Origin of the sequence: Mesorhizobium ciceri biovar biserrulae, from assembly GCF_001618845.1 — a bacterium.
GTDB classification, from domain to species: Bacteria; Pseudomonadota; Alphaproteobacteria; order Rhizobiales; family Rhizobiaceae; genus Mesorhizobium; species Mesorhizobium ciceri.
The window spans coordinates 2,053,111-2,072,738 of the sequence record NZ_CP015064.1; the positions used below are offsets into that span (position 1 = coordinate 2,053,111).

General features: G+C 60.7%; 20 protein-coding genes. 16 read left to right on the forward strand and 4 right to left on the reverse strand.

Features of this window, described 5'->3' with window-relative positions; all coding sequences use genetic code 11:
* Positions 1-35 precede the first annotated feature (35 nt).
* Positions 36-935 carry an alpha/beta fold hydrolase gene (locus A4R29_RS09155; RefSeq protein ID WP_063171760.1) on the reverse strand — a complete coding sequence of 300 codons (900 nt, stop codon included), beginning with the start codon at positions 933-935 and terminating at the stop codon, positions 36-38.
* 109 nt (positions 936-1,044) lie between these two features.
* Entirely contained in the window at positions 1,045-3,096 is a 2,052-nt protein-coding gene (locus A4R29_RS09160) for a lytic transglycosylase domain-containing protein (protein WP_063171761.1), read from the reverse strand.
* Positions 3,097-3,343: 247 nt separating this feature from the next.
* Between A4R29_RS09160 and dapA the strand changes: the two genes are divergently transcribed.
* From dapA to A4R29_RS09175, 3 genes are read left to right on the forward strand one after another with little or no spacing between them, the layout of a single operon-like run.
* On the forward strand, positions 3,344-4,225 hold the full coding sequence (dapA, locus tag A4R29_RS09165) for a 4-hydroxy-tetrahydrodipicolinate synthase (RefSeq protein ID WP_013532595.1): 882 nt from the start codon (positions 3,344-3,346) through the stop codon (positions 4,223-4,225).
* 25 nt (positions 4,226-4,250) lie between these two features.
* The gene (gene smpB, locus A4R29_RS09170) at positions 4,251-4,730 is read left to right on the forward strand and encodes an SsrA-binding protein SmpB (protein WP_013532594.1); all 480 of its coding nucleotides are present in this window, start codon (positions 4,251-4,253) and stop codon (positions 4,728-4,730) included.
* A 15-nt stretch (positions 4,731-4,745) separates the two neighbouring features.
* On the forward strand, positions 4,746-5,456 hold the full coding sequence (locus A4R29_RS09175) for a glycoside hydrolase family 25 protein (RefSeq protein ID WP_024503073.1): 711 nt from the start codon (positions 4,746-4,748) through the stop codon (positions 5,454-5,456).
* Positions 5,457-5,473: 17 nt separating this feature from the next.
* Here A4R29_RS09175 and A4R29_RS09180 read toward each other — a convergent pair whose 3' ends face one another.
* Positions 5,474-6,130, reverse strand: coding sequence for a uracil-DNA glycosylase (locus A4R29_RS09180; protein ID WP_063173626.1), 657 nt, complete (start codon positions 6,128-6,130; stop codon positions 5,474-5,476).
* A gap of 11 nt (positions 6,131-6,141) precedes the next feature.
* The gene (locus A4R29_RS09185; protein WP_063171762.1) at positions 6,142-6,723 is read right to left on the reverse strand and encodes a LabA-like NYN domain-containing protein; all 582 of its coding nucleotides are present in this window, start codon (positions 6,721-6,723) and stop codon (positions 6,142-6,144) included.
* Positions 6,724-7,177: 454 nt separating this feature from the next.
* On the opposite strand from A4R29_RS09185, the gene A4R29_RS09190 reads away from it, so the two are divergent.
* The 13 genes from A4R29_RS09190 (at position 7,178) to A4R29_RS09250 (ending at position 19,575) form a co-directional block, all read left to right on the forward strand.
* Positions 7,178-7,447 (forward strand): hypothetical protein, encoded by a 270-nt coding sequence (locus tag A4R29_RS09190; protein WP_063171763.1) that lies wholly within the window; start codon positions 7,178-7,180, stop codon positions 7,445-7,447.
* Positions 7,448-7,887: 440 nt separating this feature from the next.
* Positions 7,888-8,967 carry a hypothetical protein gene (locus tag A4R29_RS09195; protein WP_145923746.1) on the forward strand — a complete coding sequence of 360 codons (1,080 nt, stop codon included), beginning with the start codon at positions 7,888-7,890 and terminating at the stop codon, positions 8,965-8,967.
* A gap of 281 nt (positions 8,968-9,248) precedes the next feature.
* Positions 9,249-9,650, forward strand: a complete 402-nt coding sequence (gene rpoZ / locus A4R29_RS09200; RefSeq protein WP_013532591.1) for a DNA-directed RNA polymerase subunit omega — start codon at positions 9,249-9,251, stop codon at positions 9,648-9,650.
* 128 nt (positions 9,651-9,778) lie between these two features.
* Positions 9,779-12,007: a RelA/SpoT family protein gene (locus A4R29_RS09205; protein WP_013532590.1), complete on the forward strand. Its 2,229-nt coding sequence runs from the start codon at positions 9,779-9,781 to the stop codon at positions 12,005-12,007.
* A gap of 50 nt (positions 12,008-12,057) precedes the next feature.
* Positions 12,058-12,636 (forward strand): orotate phosphoribosyltransferase, encoded by a 579-nt coding sequence (pyrE, locus tag A4R29_RS09210; protein ID WP_013532589.1) that lies wholly within the window; start codon positions 12,058-12,060, stop codon positions 12,634-12,636.
* Positions 12,637-12,671: 35 nt separating this feature from the next.
* Entirely contained in the window at positions 12,672-13,052 is a 381-nt protein-coding gene (locus A4R29_RS09215; RefSeq protein ID WP_024503070.1) for a VOC family protein, read from the forward strand.
* A gap of 252 nt (positions 13,053-13,304) precedes the next feature.
* A complete protein-coding gene (locus tag A4R29_RS09220; RefSeq protein WP_013532587.1) occupies positions 13,305-13,904 on the forward strand; it encodes a DUF2062 domain-containing protein in 600 nt (199 codons plus the stop codon).
* Positions 13,901-14,314, forward strand: coding sequence for a holo-ACP synthase (acpS, locus tag A4R29_RS09225; RefSeq protein WP_024503069.1), 414 nt, complete (start codon positions 13,901-13,903; stop codon positions 14,312-14,314). The genes A4R29_RS09220 and acpS overlap by 4 nt, the downstream gene beginning before the upstream one ends.
* A 78-nt stretch (positions 14,315-14,392) precedes the next feature.
* Entirely contained in the window at positions 14,393-15,142 is a 750-nt protein-coding gene (gene lepB, locus A4R29_RS09230) for a signal peptidase I (RefSeq protein ID WP_063173627.1), read from the forward strand.
* Complete coding sequence (gene rnc / locus A4R29_RS09235) at positions 15,142-15,897, forward strand: ribonuclease III (RefSeq protein WP_013532584.1); 756 nt, start codon at positions 15,142-15,144, stop codon at positions 15,895-15,897. The genes lepB and rnc overlap by 1 nt, the downstream gene beginning before the upstream one ends.
* Complete coding sequence (gene era, locus A4R29_RS09240; protein WP_024503067.1) at positions 15,894-16,820, forward strand: GTPase Era; 927 nt, start codon at positions 15,894-15,896, stop codon at positions 16,818-16,820. Before rnc ends, era begins: the two co-directional genes overlap by 4 nt.
* A gap of 5 nt (positions 16,821-16,825) precedes the next feature.
* Entirely contained in the window at positions 16,826-17,743 is a 918-nt protein-coding gene (locus A4R29_RS09245) for an aminoglycoside phosphotransferase family protein (RefSeq protein WP_063171765.1), read from the forward strand.
* 695 nt (positions 17,744-18,438) lie between these two features.
* Complete coding sequence (locus tag A4R29_RS09250; protein WP_024503065.1) at positions 18,439-19,575, forward strand: porin; 1,137 nt, start codon at positions 18,439-18,441, stop codon at positions 19,573-19,575.
* Positions 19,576-19,628: the final 53 nt, after the last annotated feature.

The following is a 19,628-nucleotide window of genomic DNA, read 5'->3' on the forward strand; positions in this document are numbered from 1 at the left end:
CATAGCTATCCCGTGACCTTGTTTGGTCATGGGGTTTACTTCAGGATATTCTTCCGCTCGGCCTGATCGAGAAAAGTGCCTATGTCGCCCGGTAGGCTGCCGGTCTCGAGGAACGGCGCATGGCCCTGGCCCTCGACGGTGATCGTCTCCATCATGAAATGGCGCTCTTTCATCTGCTTGAGCGTGTCTATCGACAGCAATCTCGAATTGGCACCACGTATGGCGAGCAACGGGATGGCGGCCAACGCCTCGAATTGAGGCCATAGATCAGGCAGCTTCTGCGTCAGATCGAGACTGGCAACGGTATCCACCAGCTTCGGATCGAAATCCGGCACCAGCCCACCATCCGTTTCGCGGTAGAGAGCCCATACCATCCGATCCCAATCGGCGCCGGCAAGAGCGGAGAAGTCTTCGCCATGCACGCTGCGCTGGGCGGCCGCCGCCTGTGTGCGGGTTTTCGGTGCCGGGTCGCGCTCGAGATAAGACTGGATATGGGCAAGTCCGGCCGTCTCGATCATCGGTCCGATGTCGTTGAAAACAATGGCTTTCAGGACGGATGGCCGCATCGTCCCGAGCACATGGATGATCAATCCCCCGCGCGAGGTGCCGATGAAGGCCGCTTCTCCGATGTTCAGCGCCGCCAGCCCGGCGAGAATGTCGCCGGCCTCCACGCCGACATTGTAATTTTTGACGTCGGGATCATAAGCTGACTGCCCGCGCCCGCGGTAGTCGAAGGCGATGACCTTTCGTGGAGTTGCCGCATGCGTCGACAGATAGAGCGCCAGCTCGTGAAAATCCCTGGCATTGCGGGTCAGGCCAGGCAGGCAGACAACCGGCCAGGGTCCGGAATTGGCCTCGCCATAGACGCGCGCATGGAGTTTTAACCCGTCCGGTGCGCTGTAGAAGAAGTCGGAAAAAAGCTGCTCGCTTGCCATCGGAATGTGCGACCTCGCTGTATCAATCTGGACAGCTACAGGCGAGGGCAGGGATGGTCAATAAAAGGCGCTCTTGCCTTCTCCCACAAGTGGAGAAGGACAGAAAGGCTCAACTCCGCCCGTTCACCAGATCCCCGACAATGTCGTATTTGCCGGAAATACGCATCTTGTAGACCTCGTAATTCTCCATCACTCGCTGAACGTAACTTCTTGTTTCCGTGTAGGGAATCCGCTCGATCCAGTCGACGACCGCGTCGATGTCCTTGCCGCGCGGGTCGCCATATCTGCCCACCCACTGCCTGGCCCGGTTGGGGCCGGCATTGTAGCCGGCGAAGGTCAGCACGTAGGAGCCGTTGAAGCGGTCGAGCTGTTCGCCGAGGAAGGCCGAACCAAGCGTCGCGTTGTAGCCGGCATCGGTGGTCAGCCGTGTTTGCGAAAACTGCAGCCCGGCCTTCTTCGCCAATTGCCTTGCGGTTCCCGGCATCAGCTGCAGCAGCCCGCGCGCGCCGGCGCTCGACACGGCGCCGATGTTGAATTCGCTTTCCTGGCGGGCGATCGCATAGGCCAGCGCCTTGCCTGAGCCGGAAATGTCGGCCGAATCGGGAATGACGCCGAGCGGATGCGACAGTGCGCCGACATCGATGCCGCGCGCCCCGGCGATCTTGCCGATTTTCAGCGCCATAAAATGGTTCCCTTGCTTTTCGGCAAGGACAGCGAGCAGCGCCAGTTCGCCTGGACTGGTCAACTGGCCGGCAAGGTCGCGATAGAGCGTCTCGGCATAGCGATCGTAGCCCGCCTCCTGCAGCCGCTTGATGGCGCTGACGGCCTCGCGGCCGGCAAAGTTCTGCCGGTCGGCGGCGCTTGGCGAGGGATAGACGATGTTGAGCGCCTGCCGACCGACACGTTCGGCGGCAAGCTGGCCGTAGAATGTCGTGCCGTAGGCAGCGGCGCGCGCAAAATAATCCCTGGCGTTGCCCGGGCCGCCGACTTCGGCGGCACGGCCGAGCCAGTAATACGCGCGCGACAGCGTCATCGGCCCTTGGGCAAGGTCGGCGATGCGAGCGAAATGCGTTGCGGCAAGCTTGGGGTCGTTCAGGCCGCGCAACGCGTACCAGCCGGCATGGAATTCGGCGTCGGCCGCATTGGTGGCACTTTCGGCAGCGTGTGTGGCGACGATCTTGTACGCGGCCTTCATGTCGCCCTGGTCGACCAGTTCACGCGACAGCACCCGGCGCTCGACCCACCAGGCATCCGGATCGACCAGAGCTTCGCGATCGGTCGGTGCCTGCATCACAATGGCTGCAGCGCCGGCAAAATCCTCCTGCTTGCGCAAATATTCGGCCTGCGCGAAGAAGTAGCCGGCCGAACGTTGCATTGCCGGCACGGCCTTCAGCAGCTTGGGCGCGTTCTTGTCGCCTTTGTCGGCCGCCGCCCATGCATCGGCGAGCTGCTGGGCGCCGGCGAGGCCGGCGACGCGCAGCGCGGAATTCGCGCGGTCGGCATAGAACATGCGCTCCATGCGAAAGCGGTGGTCTGCGGCCGGGATCAGGCTGCCGAATTCCTTGATCAGCGCCGCCTCGTCCCTGGCCTCCAGGATCGCGGTGCGCCAGAAGGGCGACAGCACGGAACGCGCCGCCTTGGTATTGCTGGACGCCACATAGGCGCGGGCGAGAACCATCACGCCTTCGAATGTCTGCGGCTGGCTGCCATCGAACGCCCTGATGACGATGTCGGGGGCAGGGTTCTCTCGATAGAGCGCGCGCTCGCTGTTCTTGCGAAGGGCTACGGTCCCCGGCCAGTTGGGCAGCATCTTGGCCGCAGCAGTGATATCGTCGCTCGGAACCTTATCGCCGCCATAAAGCGCGATCGCCCAGGCAAGGATATGCTGGTCGAGCGACTGCGCCGGAAGGGCATCGCGCACGCCACGAGCGCGGGGACTATCACCCTGCGCCAACGCATCCAGTCCGCTTTTCAGAGGGGCGACGTCGGGCAAGGGCGCCTGTCGCGTTCTGTCCTGCAGGTCTGGCAGCGCAATTGCCGCGCCTGGAACCGGAATGGCTGAGGTGACCCGTGCGTCCACGCTGCCGCTGATCGCCATGCCCGGCATCAGCGCGAGCGCGGCGCCAAGCAGCGCGAGAAGGTGAGGCCGACCGCCCGGCATGATCCCTAAATCTTTCCTTGTCCTGGCATTCCACAAGCTGGCGAAGATGCCTCGAAGCCTAAACTTAGGTCGTGAAGAGCCCGTAAACAAAGAGTTAGCGAGGCCGTTCGAATTGCGCTTGCTGGCACCATGGCAATGCTTGCCGCGCAACCATGTCGAGACTATGGTGCGCCGCTTCGCTTTCAGTTAGAAGGCGCGACCACAAACACCGACACAAAACACCAGAAGTGCCAAGGAGTTGGACGATATGCTGAGAGGCTCGCTTACTGCGCTCGTGACACCGTTCGAAAAGAGCGGGCGTTTCGACGAGAAAGCCTTTCGCGCATTCGTCGAATGGCAACTCGCGGAGGGCACGACGGGCCTGGTGCCGGTCGGCACCACCGGCGAGTCGCCGACACTGTCGCATGACGAGCACCGCCAGGTCGTCAAGGTATGCATCGAGGTGGCCAAGGGACGAGTTCCGGTCGTCGCCGGCGCTGGTTCCAACAACACCGAGGAAGCCGTCGGGCTCGTGCAGTATGCCGAGAAGGCCGGCGCCGATGCCGCCCTGGTCGTCACGCCTTATTATAACAGGCCGACGCAGCGCGGCCTGTATGAGCACTTCGCGGCGGTCGCCAGGGCGACCAAGCTGCCGATCATCATCTACAACATCCCGCCGCGCTCGGTCATCGACATGATGCCGGACACGATGGGCCGGCTCGTGCACGACTTCAAGAATATCGTCGGTGTCAAGGATGCCACCGGCAAGGTCGAACGGGTTTCCGAGCAGCGTGCCACGTGCGGCAAGGATTTCATCCAGCTTTCGGGCGAAGATGCTTCGGCGCTTGGATTCAACGCGCATGGCGGCGTCGGCTGTATTTCGGTGACGTCGAACGTCGCGCCGCGGCTGTGCGCCGAATTCCAGGAGGCAACGCTTGCCGGCGACAGCGCCAAGGCGCTGGATCTGCAGGATCGCCTGCTGCCGCTGCACAAGGCGATCTTCATCGAGCCTGGCGTTTCCGGCGCCAAATACGCGCTGTCGAAGCTAGGCAAGGTCGAAAACGTGCTGCGCTCGCCGCTGGTGACGATCGAACAGTCGACTGCCGACAAGATCGATGCGGCTATGAAGCACGCCGGCTTGATTAATTAGGGATGAGGCGCCACCTCTCCGCATCATGAATCAAGTCAGAAAAGCCGATCCCAACAACAAGACCGTTTCGGAAAACCGCAAGGCGCGGTTTTCCTATGAGGTGCTCGACACGGTCGAGGCCGGTCTGGTGCTGACCGGCACCGAGGTCAAGTCGCTGCGCCAGGGCCAGGCCAACATCCAGGACAGCTACGCCTCGGTCGAAGGCGGCGAGATCTGGCTGATCAACTCCTATCTGCCGGAATATCTGCAGGCCAACCGCTTCAACCACGAGCCGCGCCGCCGCCGCAAGCTGCTGCTCAACAAGCGCGAAATGGCGAAACTGTCGCAAAGCGTCGACCGCGAAGGCATGACGCTGGTACCGCTGAAAATCTATTTCAACGACCAGGGCCGCGCCAAGCTGCTGCTCGCCGTCGGTCGCGGCAAGAAACTGCACGACAAACGCGAGAGCGAGAAGCAGCGCGACTGGTCGCGCGAGAAGGGCCGGCTGTTAAAAGAGCGTGGGTAGGCTGGGGCCATTCGCTTGAAGAACCGGATTGTCCTCTTTGGTCTGGCCAGTCTGGTCTTGGTATGTTTCGTCGCAGCAGGCGGCTACATCTATTTCAGGGCATTCTCGCCGGACCGCGACAAATATCCGCTCAGGGGCATCGACGTTTCCCATCATCAGGGCCGGATTGACTGGCCGCGTGTCGCCGCCGACGATGTCGCCTTCGCAGTCATCAAGGCGACCGAAGGCGGCGATCATGTCGACGATGCCTTCGCGAGGAATCTGGAAGAGGCCCGCGCCGCCGGTCTCGCCGTCGGCGCCTATCACTTTTTCACCTTTTGCCGACCTGGCGCCGACCAGGCGAAGAATTTCATCTCGGTTGTGCCGCACGACCAGCCGCTGCTGCCGCCGGTCGTCGACATCGAATTCGGCGGCAACTGCCCGCAGCGGCCGACGCCCGAACAATTGAACGCCGAACTGGCCGCGTTCCTCGCTCCAGTCGAGGCGACGTTCGGCAAGCCTGCGATCGTCTATCTGACCGATGAGGCAGCGCAGACCTATGCAGGGCGCATTGCTGCCCGTCCGCTCTGGCTCCGCTCGTTGCTCCTGGAGCCGGACCGCGACGACTGGGTCTACTGGCAGTACCACAACAGGGGTCGCGTCGACGGCATCAATGGCGATGTCGATATGAACGTGCTGAAGGGTGGGCCAGCGGTGCTGGCTGCACTGTTTGCGCCATCAAGCTGATCCGCTGGCGCCCGACTCTATTTCTGCAGGAACGCCGCTATCTGGCTGAAAACGCTAACGAACATCGCTTCGGTCAGCACACCGGTGTTGGTGTTGTAGCGCGAGCAATGGTAGCTCGAAAACAGCGTGATGCTGCCGGCCGGCAGCTGCCCGCCATGCTTGAACGGATAGGCGGCGACACGCCCGCCCAATGCCCGCACCGTCGACTGGTGCGCGATCGATCCCAGTGCCAGCACGGCGCGCAGGTTCGGGAACCTGGCGATCGTCGGCACCAGGAATGTCCGGCAGGTGGCAATCTCAGCGCCCACCGGCTTGTTCTCCGGCGGCACGCAGCGCACCGCGTTGGTGATCGCGGTGCCGACCAGCTCCAATTCGTCATCTGGCCGCGCCTTGAACTCTCCGCGCGCAAAACCGTGCGAAATCATCGTCGAGTAGAGCAGGTCGCCGGCATAGTCGCCGGTGAACGGGCGGCCCGTTCGATTGGCACCGCGCAGGCCAGGCGCCAGCCCGACGATCAGCAACTGAACCGCCGCGTCACCCTCGGGTGGTAAAAAAGTCGGCACCGGCGCATTGAACCAGGACGGCTCGCGCTGCCGCCACTCGGCGATGAAGTCATGCAGCCTTGGGCAGAGCGGGCAATCGCGGCCGGGTTCGGAGGCGGAAAGCACGGTCAAGGCGACCGGCCTCAATAATCGTCCTCGTCGACTTCGGCCGGCTCGGGCCTGCGCACCGGGCGTTCGGACGGGTCACGGCCAACCTCGTTCTTCAGCGTCGTCAGGTCGATGAAATGGTCGGCCTGGCGGCGCAGATCGTCGGAGATCATCGGCGGCTGCGAGGCCATGGTCGAGACGATCGACACCTTGCGGCCACGCCGCTGCAATGCCTCGACCAATGTGCGGAAATCGCCGTCGCCTGAAAAGATGACGTAGTGGTCGACGATATCGGCGAGTTCCAGCGCATCGACGGTGAGCTCGATGTCCATATTGCCCTTGATCTTGCGGCGGCCGGTCGAGTCGGTGAATTCCTTGGCCGGCTTGGTGACCACCTTGAAGCCATTATAGTCGAGCCAGTCGATCAGCGGACGGATCGAGGAGTATTCCTGATCCTCGACCAGCGCCGTGTAATAATAGGCGCGCAGCAGATAGCCGCGCTTCTGGAAGCTCGACAGAAGCTTGCGGTAGTCGATGTCGAAGCCGAGCGCGCGCGACGTCGCGTAGAGATTGGCGCCGTCGATGAATAGGGCGATTTTTTCACGAGGGTCGAACATGGAAAATATTCCTTCTCGAAATAAACACCCGTCTAAACCAAATGCGATAGCGTTCGGTCAGGCTCATAATAAACCGGCTGACCTCTATGCCATCCGAGATAGCGCCAGTTTCGCGGCAATCCAAGGGCGTGTGCGGCACCGCAAGCAATTGTGATCGCGACTATGTGAGCTGTGTCGCGACGATGAGCCGGGCAAAGGCCGGCAAAGCCGACGCTGCCGCTAAAGCTTGTGTTTAAGCATCGGCGCAACATGCGGCAGCCCAACCTCCGCCTCGTGCACTGAAGTCCAACCCTCCGCCACAGGACGATCCGCAGGGATCGCTGTTCCGAAGTGGGGGCGGCAAATATAGCGAGTCGCCCTCTAGCACCGTCCTATCGTATCCGTCTCCGCTCACCTTGCGTACGAGATTGTGCTAGAAGATCTGGTATCAGTGGACGGAAGTGGGGATTGACTGATGGGCGACGACAAAACCAAACCGCTCCGATCATTCTTTCCCATTCGCATACACATTGGTAACAGGCGTCCGAAGAAGGCCAAGGAAAAAGAGCCGTTCTATCCACCCGGATGGAGCATTCCGTTGACTCCTGGCGAAGAGTCTCAATGGAGGCTGGCCGGTTACATCGCTTGGTTTCTGGTCATCGGCGCATACGTCGCCGCCACATTGGCCGCGGCGTACGGTGCAGCCGCACTAATTGTATATATCGCCCCTTTCTTCCTGCAATAGCGTTGTCCAATTAGCCGCATGATGCGGTGAGAGCGCCATTCAGAGCGGCGTTTACCTTGTGCTTGCGTATGCGGCTGCACGACGAGCAGCGCAGCCGTTGTCAGCGCTGTCTCATGATCTGCGGTCTGGTGTCGACGTGAAGCATTAGGTTTAGTTTCTTGCCACCGCACTTGGAGCAGGCGAACGGCGGCACAAGGTCGTTGTGCATGGTGCCGTGGTCCGGTCCAGCCTCTCTCGCAAGGCGGCTAGGTCCGGCATCGCGCTATGCCAGCAGAGATAGGTGTGGCAGTGGAGTAAAAGCCGCGCGCTGTTATTGATATGCGGTTGGATTGTCGATGCCATAAGAATCGAATAGGAACGTCGTCCTATTTGCCTCAACCGCTGTCCGGATGGATCGCCGATACTCTAACGCCGCGAGCGCTGTGTAGGGGGCTGTGCAAGTGCCTAAAGAACTATTCGATGTTATCGACGGGCATGCTTTCGATGGGGACCACTGCTTCCTTTGTGGCACTCGTCTTCATCTAGGCAATCGCACCGTAGAGCATGTCTTTCCTAGGTGGCTTCAAGACGCCTATAGCCTCCGCGATCACACGATCACCCTGTTAAATGGGACACGGATTCCTTATCGCAGCCTTGTGATCCCCTGCTGCAACACCTGCAACGGTACGCACCTGTCACAACTGGAAAATCGCATAAAAACAGTGGTCTTGGATGAAACCAAAACGCTTGATGAGATCAACGATCAAGACCTGAACGCTTGGGTTTCAAAAATATACATCGGCATTCTGTGGAAGGAATTGGAGCTACAGTTTGATAGGCGAAATCCCGAGAAGGGTCCGATATTTCCAAAAGAGGCAATGGAAAATTTTCGGATGGTGCACTTCTTTATGCAGTCATGCCGAAAGAATATGATCTTTCATGCTCTCGGGGACGGCTTTCCAAACTCACTTCTAAGGGTCTCCTGTAAGGTTCCACGCGATATTCAAGACCAATTTGATTACTTAGATAATCTTGCAGGTCACACAGTAGCTGTTCGAATGGGAAACAAGGGGGTGCTTGCCATGTTCGACGGCGGGCTACACAATATGATTTTCCCATATTTTTCTGATCGATTATTTGAGAATAAGCCACTCCACGGTGAGCAATTTAAGGAGATATTTGCTAAAATTACCTACAAGAATTTGTTGTCACTGAGGGTGCCTTATTATGTATTCATCCAAAACCAGGAAGCCGACATTTATACAGTTAGCGTTCTAGCCTTCGATGATCTCAACAAAGGGGCGAGCTGCTTGACGGTTGCTGCAGAAGGCGGCCCGATCGTGATGGTACCAATCCTCCCTGACGCTGCTTTGGAGGGGCCTGCCTACGGCGACTGGTCGCAAGAGGAGTTTGCCCGCGTGTTGTCCACGTACACAGGCATCCCTTTCGAGCGCCTGTTTGTTCCACCTGATCTCGTTCGAACGTCTCTCCGCGACGATAACGGAAATTTCCTTGACATACCGGTGGAGGTCCCTGTCTGACGTTTTGGGCCGCGACTATGGAAGTCACCCCCGCATCATTCTAGCAGCACGCCAAGGGAAGACGTCTGCAGCTTTCATCTCAACCGCCATCCATCGTGAACATGACACGAACAAAGCCAGCCAATCGGCTGCTGATGCTAATTGATCCCAACTGCGGCATGGCTAACTAGTCGCGAGACCTTGAAACTCAAGACTTCCATACAAAGCTTGTATTTTGGCGGCGTTCGGGTTATGGACCGCGCCTGTTTTCCATCAAATCCATCGCATGAAAGGGGCAATCCATGGCCCGCGTAACCGTTGAAGATTGCATCGACAAGGTCGACAACCGCTTCGAACTGGTGCTCCTTGCCGGCCATCGTGCCCGGCAGATCAGCCAGGGCGCGCCGATCACAGTGCCGCGTGACAACGACAAGAATCCGGTTGTGGCGCTGCGCGAGATCGCCGATGAGACGCTGTCGCCCGACGACCTCAAGGAAGATCTGATCCATTCGCTGCAGAAGCACGTCGAAGTCGACGAGCCCGAGGCCGATGGCGAGGCGATTGCCGATCAGACCGGCACTGCCGTTGCCGCCACCGACGCCGACGACGCCGAGGAGAACATCACCTTCGACCGGATGACCGAGGAAGACCTCCTGGCCGGCATCGAGGGCCTTGTGCCGCCGGAAAAGAGCGACGACTACTAAGCCAGCGTTCTGGACCTGCCTGGAATACGTTTCCGGCACTTCCGTCCAGTCAGTTTCGTGGCTATCTATGGGATGCGCCGTACGCTAGTGCGGCGCATCAATCATTTCAGCACCGCGAGATTCCGCCCATGATGCGTCAGTATGAGCTTGTCGAGCGCGTCCAGCGCTACAAGCCTGACGTCAACGAGGCGTTGCTCAACAAGGCCTATGTCTATGCCATGCAGAAGCATGGCCACCAGAAGCGCGCTTCCGGCGATCCGTATTTCTCGCATCCGCTCGAAGTCGCCGCCATCCTCACCGAAATGCATATGGACGAGGCGACGATCGCGGTCGCCCTGCTGCACGACACCATCGAGGACACGACCGCCACGCGGGCCGAGATCGACGATCTGTTCGGTCCCGAAATGGGCAAGCTGGTCGAGGGCCTGACCAAGTTGAAGAAGCTCGATCTGGTCTCGAAGAAGGCCGAGCAGGCGGAAAACCTGAGAAAGCTTCTGCTGGCGATTTCGGAAGATGTCCGCGTGCTGCTGGTCAAGCTCGCCGATCGTTTGCACAATATGCGCACCCTCGACCACATGCCGGAGGCCAAGCGCCTGCGCATCGCCGAGGAGACGATGGATATCTACGCACCGCTGGCCGGGCGCATGGGCATGCAAGGCATGCGTGAAGAGCTGGAGGAGATCGCCTTCCGCTTCATTAATCCTGAAGCCTATCGCGCCGTCACCGCACGGCTTGCCGAAATCTTCGAACGCAACAAGGGCGTGCTGACGGACATCGAAAAGGCACTGTCCACGCTGTTCGAGAAGCATGCGATCAACGCCAGCGTAAAGAGCCGGCAGAAGAAGCCGTGGTCGGTGTTCCGCAAGATGGAGGCCAAGGCGCTGTCCTTCGAGCAGCTCTCTGACATCTTCGGCTTTCGCGTCGTCGTCGACACGGTCGAGGACTGTTACCGGGCGCTTGGCGCCATCCACACCGCGTGGTCTATGGTGCCGGGCCGCTTCAAGGACTACATCTCGACGCCGAAACAGAACGACTACCGCTCGATCCACACCACCATTGTCGGCCCGTCGCGCCAGCGTGTCGAGCTGCAGATCCGCACCCGAGAGATGAACAAGATCGCCGAATACGGCGTCGCCGCCCATTCGATCTACAAGGATACCGGCGGCAAGACGAATGGCGCCGCCCACGCGATTTCAAAGGAAACCAACGCCTACGCCTGGCTGCGCCGCACCATCGAGCAGCTTGCCGAAGGCGACAACCCTGAGGATTTCCTCGAAAATACCAAGCTGGAACTGTTCCAGGACCAGGTGTTCTGCTTCACCCCGAAAGGCATGTTGATTGCGCTGCCGCGCGGCGCGACACCGATCGACTTCGCCTATGCGGTGCACACCGATGTCGGCGACACCTGCGTCGGTGCCAAGGTCAACGGCCGCATCATGCCGCTGATGACGGAACTGAAGAACGGCGACGAGGTCGAGATCATCCGCTCCAAGGCGCAGGTGCCGCCGGCGGCGTGGGAATCGGTCGTCGTCACCGGCAAGGCGCGCTCGGCCATCCGCCGTGCCACCAAGAACGCCATCCGCAAGCAATATTCGGGTCTTGGCATCCGCATCCTGGAACGCGCCTTCGAGCGTGCCGGCAAGACCTTCACCAAGGAGAGCCTGAAGCAGGTGCTGCACAGGCTGGCGCGCAAGGACATCGAGGATGTGCTGGCCTCTGTCGGGCGTGGCGAGCTCGCCTCCACTGATGTCATGAAGGCGGTATTCCCTGACTACAAGGATGAGCGCGTCACCACGGCCGTCCCCAAGCCGCGAGAGGAGGGCTGGTCGAAGATCCGCAATGCCGCCGGCATGCTGTTCCAGATTCCGGGTCGTGCCGCGCGCAAGGACAAGGACCAGCCGCGCGATGGAGCCGTGCCGATCCGCGGCGTGCGCGGCGATCTGCCGGTGCGCTTCGCGCCGGAAGGGGCAGTCCCTGGCGATCGCATCGTCGGCATCGTCCAGCCGGGCACCGGCATCACTATCTATCCGATCCAGTCGCCAGCGCTGCAGGCGTTCGATGACCAGCCCGAGCGCTGGATCGACGTGCGCTGGGACATCGATGAGCGCACCAAGGAACGCTTTCCGGCGCGCGTATCGGTCACCGCCATCAACGCGCCGGGGTCACTCGCCGATATAGCGCAGGTGGTTGCCTCGAACGACGCCAACATCCATACGCTGTCGATGGTGCGCACTGCGCCCGACTTCACCGAAATGCTGATCGATCTCGAAGTCTGGGATCTCAAGCACCTCAACCGGCTGCTATCGCAGCTCAAGGACAATTCGAGCGTCAGCGACGCAAGACGCGTCAATGGCTAGACCATGCTCCGGTTTCGGACAACATCATGGTCAATCAAAAAGAGGCAGACATGAACACCGATGAAGTGCTGGGCATTTTCCGCGAGGCGGGTGCTGTTCTGGAAGGGCATTTCATTTTGACCTCGGGCCTGCGCAGTCCGGTCTTCCTGCAGAAGGCGCGCGTGTTCATGCATGCCGACAAGACCGAGCTTCTGTGCAAGGCGCTGGCGGAGAAGATCCGCGCAGGCGTGCCCGGCAAGATCGACTATGTCGTCGGCCCGGCGATCGGCGGGCTGATCCCGGCCTATGAGACCTCACGTCATCTCGGCGTGCCGGCGATCTGGGTCGAGCGGGAAGGGGGCGAGTTCCGCTTGCGCCGCTTCGAGATCGCCAGGGGTTCGCGTGTCGTCATCGTCGAGGACATCGTCACCACCGGCCTGTCGATCCGAGAGACCATCGAGTGCCTGCGCGAGCTTGGCGCCGAGGTGGTTGCCGCGGCCTGCATCATCGACCGTTCGGCCGGCAAGACTGATGTCGGCGTGCCGCTCATCGCGCTTGCCGAGTATGAGGTCCCGGCCTATCCGGCCGACCGGCTGCCGCCGGAGCTTGCCGCCATCCCGGCGATCAAGCCCGGCAGCCGCAACATCTGACGGGGCATGCCGACATGCGTGAAGACGAATTGGAAATGATCGCCGGCATCGATCATTTCGTGCTGACGGTCGCATCGCTGGAAGTGACCTGTGAGTTTTACCAGCGCGTGCTGGGTTTTGAGCGCATCGACGCGGCCGATCGACCGACGGCGCTGGCTTTCGGTAGCCATAAGATCAATGTGCATGAGGTCGGCCGGACTTTCGAGCCAAAGGCGAAGTCGCCGACATCAGGATCAGGTGATTTCTGCCTGATCACCGAGCGGCCACTGGATGAGGTCCGTGCGCGGCTCGCGGCCAATGGTGTGGTGGTGGAACTCGGCCCGGTTGAACGTGTCGGGGCCCGAGGTCCAATGATGTCGGTCTATTTCCGCGACCCGGACGGCAATCTGGTCGAGGTCAGCGAATACCTGCCGTAGCCGCTGGCGGCGCTGTGCCTTTCGGCGATGCGACTGCCGTTCCTTAAATTTGCCGCGATTGTCCAATGTTCGAAGCAAGACCTGCCGCCCCGAAGGGCGGCGACAAGCGCGGCACAAAAGGTGTTTGGTTGTTCTTGCGCCAGCGCGTTGTTATATAAGCTGGCGATTGCCATAGGGTGATCGTCAAGCGCAAGATGTGGCTGCCACGCCCGGCTGAAGGTGCCGTTGCGGGCGCTGTGGAACGGGAACAGAGTGCTATTTCGACGCCGCAAGCCTGATGGCCTTTATGAGCGGGTGCGTACCTATCTTTGGCCGCGCCGCTCGTTTTCGCGCTCGCTTCAGTATTTTTCCAAGCGCATCCTGCGGCTGAAGGCCACACCGCATGCGGTGGCGGCCGGCGTTGCGGCTGGGGTCTTCGCTTCATTCTTCCCCGTCGGTTTCCATTTCATCATCGCTGCCATCCTGTGCTGGGTGATCGCCGGCAATCTGGTGGCGGCGGCGCTTGGCGCGGTTTTTTTCGGCAACCCGCTGACCTTCCCGTTGCTATGGGGCGCGTCGTGGGAAACGGGCAAGCTCATCCTGCATGACCGTTTGCCGACGCATGGGCCGCCGGCGCATCTGGGCGAGATGTTGCACAACCTCTCCTTCGCGCAATTGTGGAAACCGGTCCTTGAACCGATGCTGATCGGTGCGGTTCCGCTCGGCTTGATCTTCGGGCTGCTGTTCTACGCCATCACGCGCTGGGGCATGAACGCTTTCCGCGAACAGCGGCGCAAACGCCTGGCCGAGCGCGCAAGCCGGCATGCGCAATCGTCCCATCCCGGCGCAAGCATCGGTTCCACTGCGCGATGATCATCGGCATCGGCAGCGACCTGATCGACATCAGACGCATCGAGAAATCGCTGGAGCGTCACGGCCAGCGCTTCGTCCAGAGAATCTACACCGACATCGAACAGGCGCGTTCGGACAATCGACGCGCCCGCGCGGCCTCCTATGCCAAGCGTTTCGCCGCCAAGGAGGCCTGCGCCAAGGCGCTGGGCACCGGACTGGCGCAGGGCGTGTTCTGGCGCGACATGGGTGTCGTCAACCTGCCCAGTGGCGCGCCGACCATGGCGTTGACGGGAGGAGCGCAGGCCAGGCTGGACAAAATCCTGCCAAAGGGCCATCGGGCGGCAATCCACCTCACCATCACGGATGATTTCCCGCTCGCTCAAGCCTTTGTGATCATCGAGGCGCTGCCCGTCGAAGAAGCGCCACATTGATTGCCTCTGACGACCGGCATTGACGTTGCCCAGCGCGCGCCGAGACTCTATACCATCCAACGCACAATCGAGGACGACATGAGCGTGGCTGAAAAATCCGAGAAGAAATCCGGCGGGCTTGGCGAGACCGTCAGCGTCATCGTGCAGGCGCTTTTGCTCGCCCTGGTCATCCGCACGCTGCTGTTCCAGCCTTTTTCGATCCCGTCGGGATCAATGCGGCCGACGCTTTTGGAAGGCGACTATCTGTTCGTCACCAAATGGTCCTATGGCTATTCGCGCTATTCGCTGCCTTTCGGACCCGATATTTTTTCGGGCCGCATCTGGGGCTCCGAGCCGAAGCGCGGCGACGTGGCGGTTTTCAAGTTCCCGCCTGATCCGTCCGTCGACTACATCAAGCGCGTGGTCGGCCTGCCGGGTGACAAGATCCAGGTCAAGGACGGCCAGCTGTTCATCAACGGCGTCGGCGTGCCGCGCGTGAAAACAGGCCAGATCGACAATCCCGACATCACCGAGGAATCGCGCCCGATCGATGTCTATCGCGAAACCCTGCCCAACGGCGTCAGCTACGACACGCTTGACCTGAATTCGAACTCGATCGGCGACAACACCCGCGAATTCGACGTGCCGCCCGGCCACTATTTCATGATGGGCGACAACCGGGACAATTCCGCCGACAGCCGTTTCACTGTCGGCTACGTTCCCGCGGAAAATCTGGTTGGCCGCGCCAATCTTGTCTTCTTCTCGATCGCCGGCAAGGCGAGCCCTCTCGAAATCTGGAAATGGCCGTCGCTGATGCGCGCTTCGCGCCTGTTTCACCTCGTCAATTGATGGCTTTGAAGCGCCCGACAGGCGAAACACTGGCCGGTTTGGTGAAGGCCAAGACCGGTTACGTCTTCAAGGACATCCGTTTGCTCGAGACCGCCTTGACGCATTCCAGTGCGGTCAAGGCGGCCACCAATAACCAGCGCCTTGAATTTCTTGGCGACCGCGTGCTCGGGCTTGTCGTCGCCGATATGCTTTTCGAAAAATTTCCCGATGCGCCGGAAGGTGAAATCGCGCCGCGCTTCAATGCGCTGGTCGATGCGCGGACCTGCTCCGAAATCGGCATCGAAATGCAGCTGGAGGATCTGGTCCGCGCCGATTCTGCCTTGAAGATGCGGTCGCGGGGCTCGGGCGGAAACTATCTGGCGGATGCGGTCGAAGCGCTGATTGCGGCGGTTTACGTCGACGGTGGCATCGAGGCCGCGCGGCGGTTCGTCCTGCGCTACTGGGAACCGCGCTCGCATACGGTGATCGCAAAGCCGCTCAATCCGAAATCCGATCTGCAGGAATGGATTGCCAAGACCAGCGATATCAGACCCGAATATGTGATCGACAAGCGCGAGGGACCCGACCATCAGCCGGTCTTCACTGTATCCTTGCAGGTCCGCGGCTTTGCGCCGATAAGCGGCACCGGCGGCTCGCGCAGGGCGGCCGAAGAAGCGGCGGCTTCGGCATTTCTTGTGCGCGAAGGCGTTTGGGCCGCCGCATCGGCCCAAAAATCGGGGGGCTCGCGGCCCTCCAGTGAAGGGAGCGCGGCATGACCGCTACCGAAGAGCCGGCGACCACAGCCGCCGCCACGCATTCCGGCTTTGTCGCGCTGATCGGCGCGCCCAATGCGGGCAAGTCGACCTTGGTCAACCAATTGGTCGGCGCCAAGGTGTCGATCGTCACCCACAAGGTGCAGACGACCCGCGCCATCGTGCGCGGCATCGCCACGCATGACAATGCGCAAATCGTTTTCGTCGACACGCCCGGCATCTTCAAGCCGAAGCGGAGGCTCGACACGGCGATGGTGACCACCGCCTGGGGCGGCGCCAAGGACGCCGATATCGTACTGCTTCTGATCGACGCCGAGCGCGGCATCAGGGGCGACGCCGACGCCATCCTCGAACGGCTGAAGGATGTGCGCCAGCCGATGGTGCTGATCCTCAACAAGGTCGACCGCGTCAAGCACGAAGCGCTGCTGGCTCTATCGGCGGCAGCGAACGAAAGGGTGCCGTTCAAGCGCACCTTCATGGTGTCGGCGCTGACCGGTTCCGGCTGCAAGGACGTGCTCGATTATCTGGCCGAGTCTCTGCCGGTCGGTCCCTGGTACTATCCGGAAGACCAGATCTCGGACCTGCCGATGCGCCAGCTCGCGGCCGAGATCACGCGCGAGAAGCTTTATCTCAGGCTGCATCAGGAATTGCCCTATTCCTCGCATATCGAGACCGAGAAATGGGAAGAGAAGCCGGACGGCTCGGTGCGCATCGACCAGACCATCTATGTCGAGCGCGACAGCCAGAAGAAGATCGTTCTCGGCCACAAGGGCGAGACCATCCGCGCCATCGGCCAGGCGGCGCGCATGGAGATAGCAGGCATCCTCGAACAGAAGGTGCACCTGTTCCTGTTCGTCAAGGTGCGCGAGAACTGGGGCGACGACCCCGAGCGCTACCGCGAAATGGGGCTCGAGTTTCCGCGCTAGGCTCGATGGTCAGCGAGCCGAACATCGACATAACGCTTGTCAGCCGATTGATCGCCACGCAATTTCCCAAGTGGAAGGATCTTCCGGTCAGGCCGGTTGCACCAGGCGGATGGGACAACAGGACCTTTCATCTGGGCGGCGAGATGACCGTGCGACTGCCAAGCGCCGCGGCCTATTCCCTGCAGGTGGAAAAGGAGCATCGCTGGCTGCCGAGGCTCGCACCTCTGCTGCCGCTGCCGATCCCGGTGCCGCTGGCGATGGGAGTTCCGGCCGAAAGCTATCCCTGGCACTGGTCCGTCTACCGCTGGATCGAAGGCGAGACGGCAGAGCGCGAGCGGATTGCCAGCCTGCCGCAATTTGCGACCGACCTGGCCGCGTTCCTGGTCGCCCTTCAGCGTATCGATGCCACCGGTGGACCGGCGCCGGGACAGCACAATTTCTTTCGCGGCGGAGCACTCAGCGTCTACGATGGCGAGGCCCGGCAAGCGATTGCCGCCCTCGACGGCAAGATCGATACGGCCGCAGCCAGTGCGGTGTGGGAGGCAGCACTTGCCGCACAATGGCACGGTGCGCCGGTCTGGTTCCACGGTGACGTCAGCTGGGGAAACCTGTTGGTCAGGCAAGGCCGATTGAGCGCGGTGATCGACTTCGGAACCTCCGGCGTCGGCGATCCCGCCTGCGATCTGGCGATTGCGTGGACGCTGTTTGAAGGCAAAAGCCGGGAGGCGTTTCGTGCCGGGCTTCCGGCCGACGAGGCGATGTGGGCGCGCGGTCGTGGCTGGACGCTTTGGAAGGCGCTGATCACGGTCGCTGGACAGATCGACGCCAACCCTGTTGAGGTTGAGAAATCCTGTCACGTAATCGATGAAGTCCTTGCCGACCGCGCGCGCGAGCGTGAAGCGCCGAACGATAAGCCGCTCTAGCCAACCAAAACCCAGTCCCGTCGCCAAACATCCGCCGTCGCATGGCGCGACCAGGGACATTCCGACCGACGCATGCTTCCCGGGAGTGCCAATCCGCCTGATCGAGGCGGACGACCACGTCGCCCGTGTCGCCAAGGTCGACTGAGAGGCGTCACGGAGGAATCGTTTTTGAACGGTTGGCTGCTGTCACAATCGGGGACGCCACAGCGCTCCAGGGTTTCGATCGTCTTGGAAGAAGCAGACAGGCTTGGAAGCGTCATCCCGCTTTTCGCCTCGGCATCAGAGTGAGATTGGCGAATGGGCGTCATCTGGCGATAGAGGGGTCGGCAAGATTCAGGTCGATGTCGGCGAAAACCAGGTAGATATTCCACATTGTGCGGTATTTTTAGAAATATAAAACGTTGAATTATATTTAGCCGCGAAAGTATCCCGTATATATATTCAATATGTGACGTTGTGCCACTTGTGCCATTCGCCGTCACGCAAAGTGTTATTTGTGCAACACAGCATTAATCTGTTCACGGAATTGGCATTATTTCGGAAATCGTCATTGAAGGCAGATGATCGATGGGTATGTTCGCCGCTGAAAAGGGCGAGCGGTGTGAGCCTTTTTCGTTGTGGGGGTGAGGCGGGAAAACATTGCCGCCAGCCACAAATCCGAAGCCATTTATAACTATGACTGGAGAGGTCAGAAAATGAACATCAAGAGCCTCCTTCTCGGCTCAGCCGCGGCCCTGATCGCGGTCAGCGGCGCGCGCGCCGCCGACGCTGTCGTCGTCGCCGAACCGGAACCGGCCGAATACGTCAAGATTTGCGACGTCTACGGCGCCGGCTACTTCTATATTCCGGGCACCGAGACCTGCCTGCGCATCGGCGGTTATCTCCGCTACGACATGGGCGTCGGCGATTCCGGCTCGCTCGATGGCGCCAACAACGTTGCCGATCACATGGACGGCGATAGGCACGACACCTATTACAAGAACATGCGCTTCACGCTGAGGACTTATACCGGCCAGGAAACCGAACTCGGCACGTTGAAGACCTTTACCGAAACTCGCTTCCAGTTCGGCAACTCCTCCGGCGACTATACAGGCGACGGCACCGGCTGGCAGGCCGGCAACAAGACCACCACCCTCAATTTCGCCTGGATCCAGCTCGGTGGTCTGCGCGTCGGTAAGGATGAAACGGTATACGACCAGTTCATCGGTTATGCCGGCAATGTCATCCAGGACACGCTCATCCCGTATGGTGTCAAGGATACCAATCTCATCAGCTATTACTTCGACGCTGGCAGCGGCTTCACGGGCGTGGTCTCGCTTGAGGAAGGCACCGCCGTCAACACCATCGACAGCTATGTTCCGCATGTCGTCGGCGGCTTGAAGTACAAGGGCGACTGGGGTGCGATCACTGGCGTCGTGGCCTATGACAGCAACTATGAGGAAGTGGCCGGCAAGGTCCGTTTGGACGTCAACGTCAGCAAGGAACTGACGCTGTTCGTCATGGGCGGCTACGGCACCAACGACAACATCAACGACTTCGGCACAGGCCGTACCCAATACAAGCCGTGGGGCGGTAACTGGGCAGTCTGGGGTGGCGGCACCTACAAGTTCAACGAGAAGACCTCGTTCAACGCCCAGATTTCCTATGACGACTGGAAGAACCTCGGCGTCGCTGCCAACGTTGCCTATACCATTGTGCCCGGCTTTACGGTCACGACTGAAGTCGATTACCTCAATGCAGGAAAATTCGACGACTTCGACTTCAACAACTGGACCAAGGCCGACAAGAAGAGCAGCGTCGGCGGCATCGTCCGCTTCCAGCGCAATTTCTAGCAGATCGACTGACCTCACCAGCCCGCCCGCAGCACATCGCTGCGGGCGGTTTT

Coding starts and splice junctions, on each gene's coding strand:
- era (WP_024503067.1), top strand. CDS start 15,894: ATGACCGCTACCGAAGAGCCGGCGACCACAGCCGCCGCCACGCATTCC.
- A4R29_RS09245 (WP_063171765.1), top strand. CDS start 16,826: ATGGTCAGCGAGCCGAACATCGACATAACGCTTGTCAGCCGATTGATC.
- acpS (WP_024503069.1), top strand. CDS start 13,901: ATGATCATCGGCATCGGCAGCGACCTGATCGACATCAGACGCATCGAG.
- rnc (WP_013532584.1), top strand. CDS start 15,142: ATGGCTTTGAAGCGCCCGACAGGCGAAACACTGGCCGGTTTGGTGAAG.
- A4R29_RS09215 (WP_024503070.1), top strand. CDS start 12,672: ATGATCGCCGGCATCGATCATTTCGTGCTGACGGTCGCATCGCTGGAA.
- dapA (WP_013532595.1), top strand. CDS start 3,344: ATGCTGAGAGGCTCGCTTACTGCGCTCGTGACACCGTTCGAAAAGAGC.
- A4R29_RS09185 (WP_063171762.1), bottom strand. CDS start 6,723: ATGTTCGACCCTCGTGAAAAAATCGCCCTATTCATCGACGGCGCCAAT.
- A4R29_RS09250 (WP_024503065.1), top strand. CDS start 18,439: ATGAACATCAAGAGCCTCCTTCTCGGCTCAGCCGCGGCCCTGATCGCG.
- lepB (WP_063173627.1), top strand. CDS start 14,393: ATGAGCGTGGCTGAAAAATCCGAGAAGAAATCCGGCGGGCTTGGCGAG.
- A4R29_RS09190 (WP_063171763.1), top strand. CDS start 7,178: ATGGGCGACGACAAAACCAAACCGCTCCGATCATTCTTTCCCATTCGC.
- A4R29_RS09160 (WP_063171761.1), bottom strand. CDS start 3,096: ATGCCGGGCGGTCGGCCTCACCTTCTCGCGCTGCTTGGCGCCGCGCTC.
- rpoZ (WP_013532591.1), top strand. CDS start 9,249: ATGGCCCGCGTAACCGTTGAAGATTGCATCGACAAGGTCGACAACCGC.
- pyrE (WP_013532589.1), top strand. CDS start 12,058: ATGAACACCGATGAAGTGCTGGGCATTTTCCGCGAGGCGGGTGCTGTT.
- smpB (WP_013532594.1), top strand. CDS start 4,251: ATGAATCAAGTCAGAAAAGCCGATCCCAACAACAAGACCGTTTCGGAA.
- A4R29_RS09205 (WP_013532590.1), top strand. CDS start 9,779: ATGATGCGTCAGTATGAGCTTGTCGAGCGCGTCCAGCGCTACAAGCCT.
- A4R29_RS09155 (WP_063171760.1), bottom strand. CDS start 935: ATGGCAAGCGAGCAGCTTTTTTCCGACTTCTTCTACAGCGCACCGGAC.